The sequence below is a fragment of the Pseudomonas sp. Sample_20 genome (genome assembly GCF_004307585.1).
Classification (GTDB): Bacteria; Pseudomonadota; Gammaproteobacteria; order Pseudomonadales; family Pseudomonadaceae; genus Aquipseudomonas; species Aquipseudomonas atacamensis.
Map to the genome: position 1 here is coordinate 1 of NZ_RCOA01000108.1, position 14,681 is coordinate 14,681.

A 14,681-nucleotide genomic window follows, 5' to 3' on the forward strand; every position below is an offset into this window, starting at 1 on the left:
GGACGCTCTGCGTCCAGTGACGCGGAGCGTCACGGGCTGCATTCCCACGCGGAGCGTGGGAACGATCAACAGATCAGCGTTTCACCGTGAGATCAACCTGAGTCATCCGGCTACGCACGGTAAACACGCCATCCCCGGAAAGAATCGCACTGCGCGCAAACAGGCGCCCGCTCTCCCAGTTCGAAAGACCCAGCTCAGGCTTGTTCAACGCGTACTGACCATCGACCCATCGGGTGATGCCGTTGCCTACGAACGGCGCATTCACTGCGTTGTAGAAACGTTCCTGAACCGCCGCCGCCTCGCTGATCAACGACACGGTGAATTGCGGGCTGTAACGGTTGAAGAGCACAATCGCCTGATCCAGATCGTCGACAATCATCAGGCTGACTTCCGGGGTTTCTTCCCATTCCCACTCGCGGCCCAGCTCCGACTCGGGCAAAGACTCGGCCAGCGCTTCGGTCTGGTAACCCTCGGCGCGATAAACCTCGACTGTTGCGTTCTGCCATTCGCTTGGCAGGCAACTTTCACTGCCCGCGACGATGTGCAATTTGCAGCCTTGGCCGCGCGCAGTACCGGCGTCTTTCAAAGCTTCAAGGAACAGCGGCACCAGCTCATCGGCACGTTCGCGCTGAATCAGGCAGACGTTCAGGGTATTGCAGACCTTGCGGTCCAGCGAGTTGCGCACCACTGCCGCGAAGCGAGTGGCGTCGGCGTCACGGTCGGCGATCAGCCACGCGCCGCCGGTGCCGTGCAGGCTGACGGCAGTGCCGGCCTGCTGGGCGATGCTGCCCAACTGACTGACCGCACGGCCCGAGCCGCGCGCCACCGCCAGCGACAGACGCCGATCGGCAAACATCGCCCAGCCGGCAGCATGATTGACACTTTCGACCAACGACACCGCTCCAACCGGCAAGCCGGCTTCGGCCAGTGCCGGGTTCAAGGCGTGAGTGACGATGGTTTGCGCAGTGCCCAACGCATCGCTGCCGATGCGCAGCACAGCCGTATTACCAGTGCGCAACACCCCGGCGGCGTCGGCAAATACGTTGGGCCGGCCTTCGAAGACAAACGCGACGATGCCCAGCGGCGAGACCACTTGCTCAACCTTCCAGCCATCGTGCTCGACACTGCTGATCACTTTGCCCCGGGTCGGTGGCGCATCACGCCAGGCGCGCAGCCCGGCGATCATGTCGCGGCGCATGCGTTCATCAGCGAGCAAGCGTGTGGTCGAGCGGCCGCGCGCCTTGGCCCGTTCGATGTCGGCGCGGTTGGCGGCTTCGATCTGCGTCCAGCATTCAGGACTTTCCAGGCGCTGAGCGAATAGATCGAAGAACCGGCTGATGGCTTCATCGGACACCGCCGACAACGCGGTGAATGCCGCAGCCGCACGCTCGATTGCCACCGAGGCGGCCTGTTGATCGGCCACGGGGATCAGCAACAACTCGCCACTGACCTGCTCGACCAGCAAATGGTCACCGGGCTGAAACCGCGCGGCCAGTTCGGGGCTGACCACAGTGACGCGGTTACCGGCGAAAGGGATCGGCGTGCCAGCGACTAGACGTTCGAGCGCAAGAGACATGAAGCGGATTCACCATGCAGAGGGCGGCCGGAAAATGTATAGAACACGATCCTGCAAAGCAACACTGCACCCGGTGGGAGCGAGCCTGCTCGAAAGCGTCCGACCAGACGACATCGATGCTGAAGGTGCCGACCTCTTCGCGAGCAGGCTCGCTCCCACACTGGAAATCGTGGTGTGTCTTCAGAAGACGGACCAGCCAATCCGCGAGCTCAGCAGTTCCAGCGCCGCCATCCCCGCCAGCGAGTTACCGGCGGCATTTAGCTCGGGCGACCACACGCACACGCTGAACTGCCCCGGCACCACCGCAACGATGCCGCCGCCGACCCCGCTCTTGCCCGGCAGGCCGACGCGATAAGCGAAGTTGCCCGCCTCGTCATACAGACCGCTGGTGGCCATGATCGAGTTGACCTGTTGGGTCTGGCGGCGCGTCAGGATCTGCTCGCCGCTGTGCTTGCAGAACCCGTCATTGGCCAGAAAGCAGAACGCCCGGGCCAGATCGATGCAGTTCATGCGCAGCGCGCAGTGGCTGAAATAGCTGCGCAGCACCGCTTCGACATCGTTGTGGAAATTGCCGAACGACTGCATCAGATAGGCCATCGCCGCATTGCGCGCGCGGTGCTGGTATTCGGAGTCGGCGACCTTGCCGTCGATCATGATTTGCGGATTGCCGGACAGACGTCGGACGAAGTCGCGCATCGACAGTGTCGGCGCAGCGAATCGCGACTGGTTGATGTCGCAGATCACCAGCGCCCCAGCATTGATGAACGGATTGCGCGGGCGGCCGCGCTCGAATTCCAGTTGCACCAGCGAATTGAACGGCTGGCCGGACGGCTCGTGGCCAAGCCGTTCCCAGATCGCTTCGCCGGAGTGATCGATGGCCTGCACCAGGCTGAATACCTTGGAAATACTCTGCACCGAGAACGGCGTTTCAGCGTCGCCGGCGCAATACATTTCGCCGTCGTTACTGTACACGGCGATGCCCAACTGGTTGGCCGGCACCGTGCCGAGGGCGGGAATATAGTCAGCAACTTTGCCCTGCCCGATCAGGGGCCGGACGGCGTCAAGGATCTCGTTCAACAGCGCTTGCATGCCGGGTTCCGAAAGTCTCGCCCCATGGGATCGCGGGGACACTGGGGCTAGACGCTGCGCCCGCCGGTCGCATCACACCGGCAAGCATCAGGCAGAATGTTCTAGGCTGAAGCGGACCATTCAGACACAGGAGAGCACCATGCACCTCGAAGGCTCCTGCCATTGCGGCGAAGTCACGTTCAGCCTCGACAGCGCCCATCCTTATCCCTATCAACGCTGCTATTGCTCGATCTGCCGCAAGACCCAGGGCGGCGGCGGTTATGCGATCAACCTTGGCGGCGACGCGACCACTCTCAAGGTTCGCGGACGCAAAAACATCAGCATCTATCACGCGAAGATGAAAGCTGACGGCGATAAGCGCGCCCATCGCAGCAGCGCCGAACGCCACTTCTGTGCGCTGTGCGGCAGCGGCCTTTGGCTGTTCAGCCCGGAGTGGCCAGAGCTGATTCATCCATTCGCCTCGGCGATCGACACGCCACTGCCGGTGCCGCCGGAACACACGCACCTGATGCTTGGTTCGAAAGCGCCGTGGGTTGAGGTCGAGGCGAAGCCGAAGGATCAGCAGTTTGATGAATATCCCGAAGAATCAATCGCCCAGTGGCATGAGCGACTCGGTGTAACTCGCTGAACACCGCGCCCTTCGCGAGCAGGCTCGCTCCCACATTTGGAATGCCATCACCTGTGGGAGCGAGCCTGCTCGCGAAGGGGCCGGGTCAGGCAATATCAATCAGTCCAGATGCGCCCAGGTCATCCTGAACAACGCCCCGCCCCACACCGATTCGCCAACCTCAACCTGCCCGCCATGGGACTGCGAAACCCGCCGCACCAGCGCCAGGCCCAGTCCGAAACCCCCGGTGCGCCGGTCGCGGCTGGCATCCAGTCGCGAAAACGGCTCGAAGATTTTCTCCCGTCCCTCCAGCGGCACACCCGGGCCGTCATCGCTGACCCGCACTTCATAGTCATCGCCATTGCGCAGCAGCGACACCTCGACGCGCTGCTCGGCGTAGCGAATGGCATTGCGTAAAAGGTTGATCACCGCCCGCGCCATGAAGCGCGGTTCGATGCTTACAGTGTCGACCTGGCAATCGGTGATCGACAGCTGCACGCCCACTGCTTCGGCCTCAAGCGCCACACTGCCGACAACGCTGTCGAGCCAATCGGCTGCGTGAATATTCTCCCGTTTGATCACTGTCGCGCCGTGTTCAAGGCTGGCGTACGTCAGCAGCTCCGAGACCATCTCCTCCAGCTCACCGAGGTCGGCGTACATGTCGGCGATCAGCTCGCGATTCTGGCTCGCGTCCGGTTGCTGTTTGAGCTGATCGAGCTCAAAAGAAAGCCGCGCAATCGGTGTGCGCAATTCGTGGGACACCGCGTTGGTCAGTTCGCGCTGGTTGGCGATCAAGCCCTCGATGCGCGCCGCCATCAGATTGAAGTGCTCGGCCAGATCGCGGATGTTCGAGCGCCGCGACAACTGAATGCGCACCGACAGATCGTTGTCGCCGAAACGCTCGGCCGCCAGCCGCAGCTTTTCCAGGTCGCGCCAGTGTGGACGCACCCAAAAAAACAGAACGATGCCGATCAACACCGCGAGCATCATGTACGCCGCGGTGATGTAGAACGGCATCAGGCTCGGCTCTGGCGGCAGCTTGATGCTGAGCAACTGCGAGCCGCCATCGATGTTGCTGATGAACTGCGTGTAATCGTCGCGGATCACCAACAGATTCCGCGCGAGCTCGGCTTTTTCCTGCGGTGTGAGGGCCAGTTGATCGGCCTCGACCAGACTCAGCGACAGACCATAGTGCGCGCGCAATGAATCGAGTTTCTGTTCACGCTCGGCGCCCTGGCGGCCTTGCAGATGATCGACCAGCGACCACGCCTGACCACGCACGGCTTCACGGTTGTAATCCTGCGTCTGGCTGTCGAGCAAGGCGTTGAAGGTGTGCTCGACCGCCTGCAAGGCCAGCACCAGACCCACCGTCATCACCAGAAACAGGCCGAGGAACAAGCGCAGCATCTACAACTCCCACGCGAACGGATTGAACAGATAGCCCTTGCCCCACACGGTCTTGATGCACACCGGCTCGCGAGGGTTGTCCTTGAGTTTGTTGCGCAACTTGCTGATGTAGACGTCAACGCTGCGATTGAGGCCGTCGAAGGCAATGCCGCGCATGCGATTGAGAATGTCATCGCGGGAAAGAATCTTGCCTGCCGCGCTGGCGAGCAACCAGAGCAATTCGAACTCCATGGTGGTCAGCTCGATCAGCTCACCGGTCAGGCGCACTTCCCGGCAACTGCGGTCGATGCTCAATTGCCCGAACTCGAGAAAACTCACCACGCTGCTGTCCGGCGTCTGCCGCCGTTGCAACGCCCGCAGCCGCGCGAGCAGTACCGGCGGCTTGATCGGTTTGATCACGTAATCGTCAGCGCCGGACTCCAGACCGAGAATGTGATCGAGATCATCTTCCTTGGCCGTGAGGATCACGATCGGCGTGTCCGAGACACTGCGAATTTCCCGGCAGACCTGCAAACCGCTCTGCCCCGGCAACATCAGGTCGAGCACCAGCACTTTCGGCTTGAATTCCAGGAACGCAGCCATGGCCAGATCACCGCGATGCACCGTGCGCACCTCGTAGCCGTGCTGTTCTAGAAAGTGTGCGATCAGTGCGGCGAGACGCTCATCGTCTTCGACCAGCAGAACTTTGCCGAAACCCAGGTTATCCATAACAACCGTTGCCAAGCCAAACGTGGAAGGGCCGATATTATGCTGGCATTCATCGAACAGGCGATGACGGCGGACAGCAAAAACCGGCCACTCGGGCCGGTTTTCGGTGATGTTTCATACTCTTAAGAGTTTTTAACAAATTCAGGCGGGCACACCGCTGTGGAAGCGGAATTCCTCGTCCGGCGATTCGATCAGTTCCTGCTCGGCCGCACGGACGCGCTCGATCACCTGCGCGACATCCTTGGCATCACCATACTGATAGGCCAGTTTCAGATAACCCTGAAAGTGCCGCGCCTCGCTTTTCAGCAAACCGAAATAGAACTTGCCCAGTTCTTCGTCCAGATGCGGCACCAATGCTTCAAAGCGTTCGCAACTGCGCGCTTCGATGAAAGCGCCAACCACCAGCGTATCCACCAGTTTCACCGGTTCGTGGCTGCGCACCACCTTGCGCAGGCCCGAGGCGTAGCGGCCGGCGTGCAGCTGACGCAACTCGATCTTGCGCCGCTTCATGATGCGCATGACTTGCTCGTGGTGCACCAGTTCTTCCCGGGCCAGGCGCGACATCATGTTGATCAGATCGACATGGGCGTGGTACTTGGCAATCAGGCTCAGCGCCGTGCTGGCGGCCTTGAACTCGCAGTTCTTGTGATCGATCAGCAGGGTTTCCTGGTCGACCAGTGCCGCCTGGACCCAGGCGTCGGGCGTGCGGCAGCCAAGGAATTCGTGGATTTCGGGAAGGATCATGGGGCTCACGGTAAAAGGTGTTCGAGCGAAGGGCGCCGATTATACCGGCCTGCCCGCAGACCACCAGCGGCGGCTGTTGATATGCATCAAGTCGCAGACGTTCGGGTAGCAACTATAGTTGTGCAACGCCGTGCCTTTTCTTTGCTGGAGACTCCGCTCATGCAAGCCATTCGCAGCATTCTGGTGGTCATCGAACCTGAACATGCAGAAAGCCTGGCGCTCAAGCGCGCCAAGCTGATCGCCGGTGTCACCCAGGCCCATCTGCATCTACTGGTGTGTGACAAGAAGCATGACCACGCCGGCCTGCTCAGCGTGCTCAAGGCGGCATTGCTCGCCGAAGGCTACAGCGTGACCACCGAACAGGCGTGGAACGAGAGCCTGCACGAAACCATCATCGATGTGCAGCAGGCCGAGGGTTGCGGCCTGGTGATCAAACAGCATTTCCCCGACAGTTCCCTGAAAAAAGCCCTGCTGACCCCGGCCGACTGGAAGCTCCTGCGCCACTGCCCTACCCCGGTGCTGCTGGTAAAAACCGCCGGTTCGTGGAAGGACAAAGTGATCCTGGCTGCGGTCGATGTCGGCAATGCCGACGGTGAGCATCGGCATTTGCACAGCACCATCATCGATCACGGCTATGACATCGCCAGTCTGGCCAAAGCGCACCTGCATGTAATTACCGCGCATCCGTCGCCGATGCTCTCGGCGGCGGACCCGACGTTTCAGCTGAAATCGACCATAGAAGCCAAATACCGCGAGCAGTGCCGGGCGTTTCAGGCGGAGTTCGATGTCGATGACGAGCACCTGCACATCGAGGAAGGCCCGGCAGATGTGCTGATCCCGTTCATGGCGCACAAGCTCCAGGCGGCAGTAACGGTAATTGGCACGGTGGCGCGCAGTGGTCTGTCAGGCGCGTTGATCGGCAATACCGCTGAAGCGGTGCTGGATACGCTGGAAAGCGATGTGCTGGTACTCAAGCCGCAGGAGGTTGAGGATCATCTGGTGGAATTGACGGCAAAACACTGAGGATTGCCATGTCTGACTGGCGCTTTCGCGAGCAGGCTCGCTCCCACATCTGGAATGCATTTCCCTGTGGGAGCGAGCCTGCTCGCGAAGCTTTTGCTGTTCAGGCGCCGAAGGCGTCTTTCAGAAAGCCCGGGGCGATGTAGCGCTGATAATGCGCTTCCGACAGCAGGAAGAATTCCCGATCAATGGCATCGCGCAGTTCCGGCAGGTTCCAGTCGCGGAACTCCGGCAGCAATACCATCCCGTACGCCTCAAGATTAATGATCACCCGCGCGCCCCGGGCAATCAGCTGATAGGCCCAGCAATATTCCGACTGATGCGGTACGAAGCGGATCTTGCGCTGTTCGAGCTGCTCGCGCAGGCGCGCCGGATCGAAGATCTCGACTTTGCTCGCCATCACTTGTGACAGCAATTGCTCCAGACGCAGCCACACCGCACGCTTTTCCTCCTCGTTGTACCCGTTCCAATGGATCACCTCGTGGTGAAAACGCTTGCAGCCACGGCACACCAGGTCACCGTAAACGGTGGAGCAGAGGCCGACGCAGGGGGTCTTGATGGTCTGATTGGGCATAAATGGGCAGAACACTGAAACGCGGAACAGGCCGGCATGTTAGCCCTTTGTCGGGCATTGATCACCCCTCAAACAGCAAGGTCTCGCCAGCGTCGCAGGTTTGCTCCGGCCGCGCTGATTGCCACGAAAGTCCAATAGAGCGCGACTTACCTTTAAATTTTTTTTGCCGTAGAATCAGCCAGCCTTTTAAGGCGCCAATGTCCGTTAGAAGCTGTTTTCAAAGCGTCACGAGCACAGTCGTTCCTTCAGAGCGGTGTTGGCGAAGGGTTTTTCCAGCGGGGAAAAGCCCAACGCCAACCCTCATCAGCTCCCCGTTCTGCAGGCGTAAAACTTTGAAAGCAGCTTCTGTAAGGAATTGCCGGTAATTCTGGCCGAACGACCCACAACGTCGTGAGGCGCATGAGTACGGCAATTTCGGGATGAGCGTCCCGGACACCCATTTGGGACCACTGATGAGGGTAATAACTGTGCTTGAAGCCTACCGCAAACATATCGAAGAGCGTGCAGCCCTGGGTATCGTTCCCCAGCCGCTTAACGCCGAACAAACAGCAGGCCTGATCGAGCTGCTGAAGAACCCTCCGGCTGGCGAAGAAGCTTTCCTCGTTGACCTGATCACCAATCGCGTACCACCTGGAGTGGACGAAGCCGCCTACGTCAAGGCCGGCTTCCTGTCTGCCCTGGCCAAGGGCGAAGCCACCTCCCCTCTGCTGGACAAGAAACGCGCTGTAGAACTGCTCGGCACCATGCAGGGCGGCTACAACATCGTCACCCTCGTTGAACTGCTGGACGACGCCGAACTGGCGCCAGTCGCCGCCGAAGAACTCAAGCACACCCTGCTGATGTTCGATGCCTTCCACGACGTCGCTGAAAAAGCCAAGAACGGCAACGTTCACGCCAAGGCCGTGCTGCAATCCTGGGCTGACGGCGAGTGGTTCAAGAAGCGCCCGGTGCTGGCCGACAAGATCAGCCTGCGCGTATTCAAGGTTACCGGCGAAACCAACACCGACGACCTCTCCCCTGCGCCAGACGCCTGGTCGCGTCCTGACATCCCGCTGCACGCCCTGGCCATGCTGAAAATGGCCCGTGACGGCATCGTTCCGGACGAGCAAGGCAAGACCGGCCCGATGAAGCAGATCGAAGAAATGCGCGGCCAGGGTTTCCCGATCGCCTACGTCGGTGACGTGGTCGGTACCGGTTCCTCGCGTAAATCGGCGACCAACTCGGTGCTGTGGTTCTTCGGCGACGACATCCCGTACGTGCCGAACAAGCGCGCTGGCGGTTTCTGCTTCGGCAGCAAGATCGCTCCGATCTTCTACAACACCATGGAAGATGCCGGCGCCCTGCCGATCGAGTTCGACGTGTCGAACATGAACATGGGCGACGTGATCGACCTGTACCCGCACGCCGGCAAAGTCTGCAAGCACGGTACCGACGAAGTCATCACCACTTTCGAAATGAAAACCCCGGTGCTGCTGGACGAAGTCCGTGCCGGCGGTCGTATCCCGCTGATCATCGGCCGTGGCCTGACCGAGAAGGCTCGCGCCGAATTGGGTCTGCCAGCGTTCGATCTGTTCAAGAAGCCGGAAGCTCCGGCTGAAAGCACCAAGGGTTTCACCCTGGCGCAGAAAATGGTCGGCAAGGCTTGCGGTCTGGCAGAAGGCCAGGGCGTGCGTCCCGGCACCTACTGCGAACCGAAGATGACCACCGTGGGCTCTCAGGACACCACCGGTCCAATGACCCGTGACGAACTGAAAGACCTGGCGTGCCTGGGCTTCTCCGCTGATCTGGTGATGCAGTCGTTCTGCCACACCGCGGCCTATCCAAAGCCGATCGACGTGACCACCCACCACACCCTGCCTGACTTCATCATGACCCGCGGCGGCGTTTCCCTGCGTCCGGGCGACGGCATCATCCACTCGTGGCTGAACCGCATGCTGCTGCCGGACACCGTCGGTACCGGTGGTGACTCGCACACCCGTTTCCCGATGGGCATCTCGTTCCCGGCCGGTTCCGGTCTGGTCGCGTTCGCTGCGGCCACTGGTGTAATGCCACTGGACATGCCGGAATCGATCCTGGTGCGCTTCAAAGGCAAGATGAAACCTGGCATCACCCTGCGTGACCTGGTTCATGCCATTCCGTACTTCGCTATCCAGAACGGTCTGCTGACCGTCGAGAAGAAAGGCAAGAAAAACGCCTTCTCCGGCCGCATCCTGGAAATCGAAGGCCTGGAAGGTCTGACCCTGGAGCAGGCGTTCGAGCTGTCCGACGCCTCGGCCGAACGTTCGGCTGCCGGTTGCACCATCAAGCTGTCGAAAGAGTCGATCACCGAGTACCTGCAGTCCAACATCACCCTGCTGCGCTGGATGATCGGCGAAGGCTACGGCGATGCGCGCACCCTGGAACGCCGCGCTCAAGCGATGGAAGCCTGGATCGCCAATCCTGAGCTGATGGAAGCCGATGCCGACGCCGAATACGCCGAAGTCATCGAAATCGATCTGGCCGAGATCAACGAGCCTGTGCTCTGCGCGCCGAACGATCCGGACGACGCCCGTCTGCTGTCCAGCGTTGCTGGCGAGAAGATCGACGAAGTGTTCATCGGTTCGTGCATGACCAACATTGGTCACTTCCGCGCTGCCGGTAAACTGCTGGATCAGGTCAAGGGTCAGCTGCCAACCCGTCTGTGGCTGTCGCCGCCGACCAAGATGGACGCTCACCAACTGACCGAAGAAGGCTACTACGGCATCTACGGCAAGGCTGGCGCTCGCATGGAAATGCCAGGCTGCTCGCTGTGCATGGGTAACCAGGCACGCGTTGAGCCGAACAGCACCGTGGTCTCCACGTCGACCCGTAACTTCCCGAACCGTCTGGGCGACGGCGCGAACGTCTACCTGGCCTCGGCCGAGCTGGCGTCCGTTGCTTCGATCCTGGGTCGCCTGCCGACCGTCGAGGAGTACATGGAATACGCTGGCAAGATCGACAGCATGGCGGCCGATGTCTACCGCTACCTGTCCTTCGACCAGATCGCCGAGTTCCGTGAAGCTGCTGCGAACGCCAAGATCCCGGTCGTTCAAGCCTAACGCTGCAAGGCAATAAAAAACGCCGCCCATCGTGAGATGAGCGGCGTTTTTTTTGATCGTTCCCACGCTCCGCGTGGGAATGCAGCCCCGGACGCTCTGCGTCCCCAAGCGTGACGCAGAGCGTCACAAGAGGCGTTCCCACGCAGAGCGTGGGAACGATCAGTCATTACACAGCCAGCTTGTAAACCAGCGCCGAAATCGCCACCAGACCCACCGCTGTAACAAACACGTTCGACGCCTGACCGCGATAGCGCGCCATCGCTGGCACTTTGCGAATCGCGTACATGGGCATCAGGAACAGGATTGCCGCAATCACCGGCCCACCGACGGTTTCGATCATGCCCAGGATGCTCGGATCAAGCGTTGCGACGATCCAGCAGATCACCAGCATGAACGCCGCCACGATGCGATCCAGCGCCTTGGCGCCCGGACGTCTGCCGCTTTTGACGATCAGACCCTTGAGGCCTTCGCTGGCCCCGATGTAATGACCGAGGAACGACTTGGAGATCGCCACAAATGCAATCAACGGCGCCGCAAACTCGATGGTCGGGTTGCTGAAGTGGTTGGCCAGGTACGACAGGATCGAAAGATTCTGCTCTTTCGCCTCAGCCAGTTGCTCCGGCGACAGGGTCAGCACGCAACTGAATACGAAGAACAGCACCAAAATGACCATCAATGCATGAGCGCGCGCGAGGATCTGTGAGCTGCGCTCGTCGGCGTGCACACCGTAACGACGCTTCTGGTCCATCGCGAACGCCGAGATGATCGGCGAATGGTTGAACGAGAACACCATCACCGTAATCGCCAGCCACAGCGTGTGCAGCAACGCTGACGGCGCCGGCACTTGCGAGGCGGTGGCGAGGATGCCGCCGTTCCAGTGCGGAATCAGGTACACGGCGAGGAACAGCAGCGCAACGATGAACGGATAGACCATCAGGCTCATGGCCTTGACGATCGCCTGCTCACCGCAACGAACCACGGCCAGCAGGCCGAGAATCAGCACGAACGACAGCAATGCGCGCGGTGGCGGCGTGATGTGCAGTTGGTGTTCGAGGAAACTGGCGACCGTGTTGGTCAGGCCGACGCTGTAGATCAGCAGGATCGGGAAGATGGCAAAGAAGTACAGCAGCGTGATCAAGGCACCGGCCTTGATACCGAAATGCTGCTCGACCACTTCGGTGATATCGGCGCCTTCGCGACCGGACAGCACAAAACGGGTCAGGCCACGGTGCGCGTAAAACGTCATCGGAAATGCCAGCAGCGCGAGGATCACCAGCGGCCAGAAGCCACCCAATCCTGCGTTGATCGGCAAAAACAGGGTGCCGGCGCCAATGGCCGTCCCAAACAGTCCCAGCATCCAGGTGGTGTCCTGGCGATTCCAGCTCGAAAGTTCAGCGGGTGCTGCTGCGTCGAAGCGCTTTTCGAGGCTATTGGCCTGATCATTCATCCGGTCGGATCTCCGCATTCCGGTCACTTGCCACTCGGTCAGGACGCGTCGGAAAAAACCGACAGACATGCTCCGGCCGAAACAGGGGCGCGATTCTCCGTGATAAATCAATGCAAGCAAAGACTTAGCTGAGGAATGGTTGTGCGGAGCAGATCCAAGGATGGTCGTTTATGGAAAAAACAAGGTCGTTTACGGATACGTCAGATGCCGCAAACGGATACGTTTTGCACCCACCCATGCGTCATCGAATGCGCCTAGAGCGATATGCCGAGCATGAAACCCAATAAAACGCAGTACAGCCCGAAGCCGAAGAGCAACCAGAGCTTGCCATTTTCGCGCTTGTCTCTATTGCGCACCGCTTCGTCATATTCTGCGAACTCTCGCTCAATTTGCTCCAGTCGTGCCTTACGGTCATATGTGCTCATACTGATTAACCTTTGAATAATGCGCCTGACGGTCGTGAAGCATGAAGACTCACAACTTGAAGAAAAACCCTGCCACTGCGGTGATTGCAGTCAAGACTCCACCAAACACTGCAATTGGATAGAGCTTCGTCTCCCTTGATAACTTTTTCTCTTCAGCCTGAAGCTTTTTCCATTCAGCCACGAGTTTCCTTGATTCGTTTTCCAGCCTGTCGAGCTCCAGATTTTCGCGATCGTTATGGAACATTTTGCCCTCCTTGGCTGCTGGCGGATCGGTGTCAGCATTTGCATGCACATCGACGGCTATCGTCATGCCCTTATCATCAAACTGTTCCATTCACGCTGACCAGCAGACGCATCTGCCATTCCCGTAGGCAAAATCCGCGAGTCACGTAAGCCGCCTCATACACGGAATTTGCGATATTCCAGACCAATTACCTGCCAGAACCCTGCCCTTGATCTAGCGTGTGAGAAGCCATAACCCAAGGAGCCTCCCATGCCACTGGTCCGCGTCGACATCCAGCAAAATCCCGATCCCACTTTCGCCAGGCGCATCGGCGCACAGATCTACGCCGCCCTGCGCAGCTGTATCGATGTCCCCGAACACGACAACTTCCAGATTCTCAATGAGCACGATGGCCAGCACTTCGTGTACGACCCTCAATACCTCGGCATCCAGCGCAGCGACGGCGTGGTGTTCATCCAGATCACCATCAGCGAAGGGCGCAGCGTGGAAAAGAAACAATTGCTGTTCAAAACCATTGCCGAGCGACTGCATGCGCAACTGGGCATTCGCCTGGAGGATGTGTTCATCAATCTGCTGGAGGTGAAGAAAGAGAACTGGTCGTTCGGTAATGGTGTTGCGCAATACGTCAGCTGATGGGTCGTGCGCCATGCCTGCGTACTTGCTTGTTCCACGAACCCGTCCAGAATCAAAGCACCACTGCGTGAATGCAACGATTGCCAAGCCGCTGCGGATTCAGCACTCTGAGTCGACTTTCGCGACCCACCCGCCGCCAATCACAGGAGCCGCGCAATGCCCGCAACCGTTCTGGTACTGGTTGAAACGATCAATGACTATCTGCCGATTCTCGAGCATCAGGGTTTCCACCTGATTCTTGCACCAACGCCAGCCGAACGCGCGCAAGCCATCGCCACTCATGGTAGTCGCATCGATGCCGTGCTTACTCGCGGCCCACTGGGCCTGACTGCGCAAGAGATCAGCGCCCTGCCCGCCCTGAAAATCATCACGGTGATCGGCGCCGGTTATGAACAGGTCGATCTGCAAGCAGCCAGTGACCGTGGCATCACCGTCACCAATGGCGCCGGAGTCAACGCCTCGTCAGTGGCCGATCATGCGATGGCATTGCTGCTGGCATTGGTCCGCGACATCCCGCGCTGCGATGCCGCCGTGCGCCGCGGTGAATGGCCGAAAATCATGCGCCCGTCGCTGGCCGGCAAGCGTCTGGGCATCCTCGGACTGGGCGCGGTGGGCATGGCGATTGCCAAGCGTGCGGAGCTGGGTTTCGACATGCAGATCAGCTACCACAACCGCCAGGTGCGCAGCGACGTCGCTTATGCGTTCTGCTCGACACCGACCGATCTGGCGCGAGCCTCGGACTTTCTGGTCGTTGCCACGCCCGGTGGCATTGCTACTCAACATCTGGTGACGCGAGCCGTGCTCGATGCCCTCGGCCCCAAGGGATTTATCGTCAACATCGCCCGCGCCAGTGTTATCGCAACGGCAGACCTGATCACTGCACTCGAACAACGTCGTATCGCCGGCGCAGCGCTGGACGTGTTCGATCACGAACCGGAAGTGCCCGACGCCCTGAAACACCTCAGCAACGTTGTGCTGACTCCCCACGTCGCCGGGCTTTCCCCCGAAGCCACCCAAGGCACCGTTGAACTGGTGGGGAAAAACCTGATGGCGTTTTTCTCCGGACAACCGGTGCTGACGCCTGTCGCCCTGCCGCCCAAGTTGAACAACCAACGCGTGCATTAACTCGC

General features: G+C 59.9%; 14 protein-coding genes. 5 read left to right on the forward strand and 9 right to left on the reverse strand.

The annotated features are described in order from the left end of the window. Window positions 1–73 precede the first annotated feature (73 nt). Window positions 74–1,576, reverse strand: a complete 1,503-nt coding sequence (locus D8U70_RS21405; protein WP_130929668.1) for an aldehyde dehydrogenase family protein — start codon at window positions 1,574–1,576, stop codon at window positions 74–76. Between the two features lie 180 nt (window positions 1,577–1,756). After that, window positions 1,757–2,665 carry a glutaminase B gene (gene glsB, locus D8U70_RS21410; RefSeq protein ID WP_024013269.1) on the reverse strand — a complete coding sequence of 303 codons (909 nt, stop codon included), beginning with the start codon at window positions 2,663–2,665 and terminating at the stop codon, window positions 1,757–1,759. A 139-nt stretch (window positions 2,666–2,804) separates the two neighbouring features. Between glsB and D8U70_RS21415 the strand changes: the two genes are divergently transcribed. Continuing rightward, window positions 2,805–3,293, forward strand: coding sequence for a GFA family protein (locus D8U70_RS21415; RefSeq protein WP_130929669.1), 489 nt, complete (start codon window positions 2,805–2,807; stop codon window positions 3,291–3,293). A 99-nt stretch (window positions 3,294–3,392) separates the two neighbouring features. Here the strand turns inward: D8U70_RS21415 and D8U70_RS21420 are convergent, their stop codons facing one another. From D8U70_RS21420 to miaE, 3 genes are all read right to left on the reverse strand, one after another. Continuing rightward, window positions 3,393–4,679: an ATP-binding protein gene (locus D8U70_RS21420; protein WP_130929670.1), complete on the reverse strand. Its 1,287-nt coding sequence runs from the start codon at window positions 4,677–4,679 to the stop codon at window positions 3,393–3,395. Further along, the gene (locus tag D8U70_RS21425) at window positions 4,680–5,387 is read right to left on the reverse strand and encodes a winged helix-turn-helix domain-containing protein (protein ID WP_110645593.1); all 708 of its coding nucleotides are present in this window, start codon (window positions 5,385–5,387) and stop codon (window positions 4,680–4,682) included. It abuts the gene before it with no gap. A 141-nt stretch (window positions 5,388–5,528) separates the two neighbouring features. After that, window positions 5,529–6,131: a tRNA isopentenyl-2-thiomethyl-A-37 hydroxylase MiaE gene (miaE, locus tag D8U70_RS21430; RefSeq protein ID WP_122507980.1), complete on the reverse strand. Its 603-nt coding sequence runs from the start codon at window positions 6,129–6,131 to the stop codon at window positions 5,529–5,531. Between the two features lie 159 nt (window positions 6,132–6,290). On the opposite strand from miaE, the gene D8U70_RS21435 reads away from it, so the two are divergent. After that, window positions 6,291–7,154: a universal stress protein gene (locus tag D8U70_RS21435; RefSeq protein WP_076562374.1), complete on the forward strand. Its 864-nt coding sequence runs from the start codon at window positions 6,291–6,293 to the stop codon at window positions 7,152–7,154. Window positions 7,155–7,254: 100 nt separating this feature from the next. Here D8U70_RS21435 and D8U70_RS21440 read toward each other — a convergent pair whose 3' ends face one another. After that, window positions 7,255–7,725, reverse strand: coding sequence for a DUF1289 domain-containing protein (locus tag D8U70_RS21440; RefSeq protein WP_024013275.1), 471 nt, complete (start codon window positions 7,723–7,725; stop codon window positions 7,255–7,257). 467 nt (window positions 7,726–8,192) lie between these two features. Here D8U70_RS21440 and acnB point away from each other — a divergent pair, with 467 nt between their 5' ends. Further along, entirely contained in the window at window positions 8,193–10,802 is a 2,610-nt protein-coding gene (acnB, locus tag D8U70_RS21445; protein ID WP_024013276.1) for a bifunctional aconitate hydratase 2/2-methylisocitrate dehydratase, read from the forward strand. Between the two features lie 166 nt (window positions 10,803–10,968). On the opposite strand, the gene D8U70_RS21450 is transcribed toward acnB, so the two are convergent. The 3 genes from D8U70_RS21450 to D8U70_RS21455 form a co-directional block, all read right to left on the reverse strand. Further along, a complete protein-coding gene (locus tag D8U70_RS21450) occupies window positions 10,969–12,249 on the reverse strand; it encodes an HAAAP family serine/threonine permease (protein ID WP_024013278.1) in 1,281 nt (426 codons plus the stop codon). A gap of 254 nt (window positions 12,250–12,503) precedes the next feature. Beyond that, the gene (locus D8U70_RS27790) at window positions 12,504–12,674 is read right to left on the reverse strand and encodes a hypothetical protein (RefSeq protein ID WP_163032915.1); all 171 of its coding nucleotides are present in this window, start codon (window positions 12,672–12,674) and stop codon (window positions 12,504–12,506) included. A gap of 49 nt (window positions 12,675–12,723) precedes the next feature. Beyond that, on the reverse strand, window positions 12,724–12,918 hold the full coding sequence (locus tag D8U70_RS21455) for a hypothetical protein (protein WP_056789207.1): 195 nt from the start codon (window positions 12,916–12,918) through the stop codon (window positions 12,724–12,726). Between the two features lie 249 nt (window positions 12,919–13,167). Between D8U70_RS21455 and D8U70_RS21460 the strand changes: the two genes are divergently transcribed. Continuing rightward, complete coding sequence (locus tag D8U70_RS21460) at window positions 13,168–13,551, forward strand: tautomerase family protein (protein ID WP_110645592.1); 384 nt, start codon at window positions 13,168–13,170, stop codon at window positions 13,549–13,551. A gap of 156 nt (window positions 13,552–13,707) precedes the next feature. Further along, window positions 13,708–14,676, forward strand: coding sequence for a 2-hydroxyacid dehydrogenase (locus D8U70_RS21465; protein WP_071172790.1), 969 nt, complete (start codon window positions 13,708–13,710; stop codon window positions 14,674–14,676). Window positions 14,677–14,681: the final 5 nt, after the last annotated feature.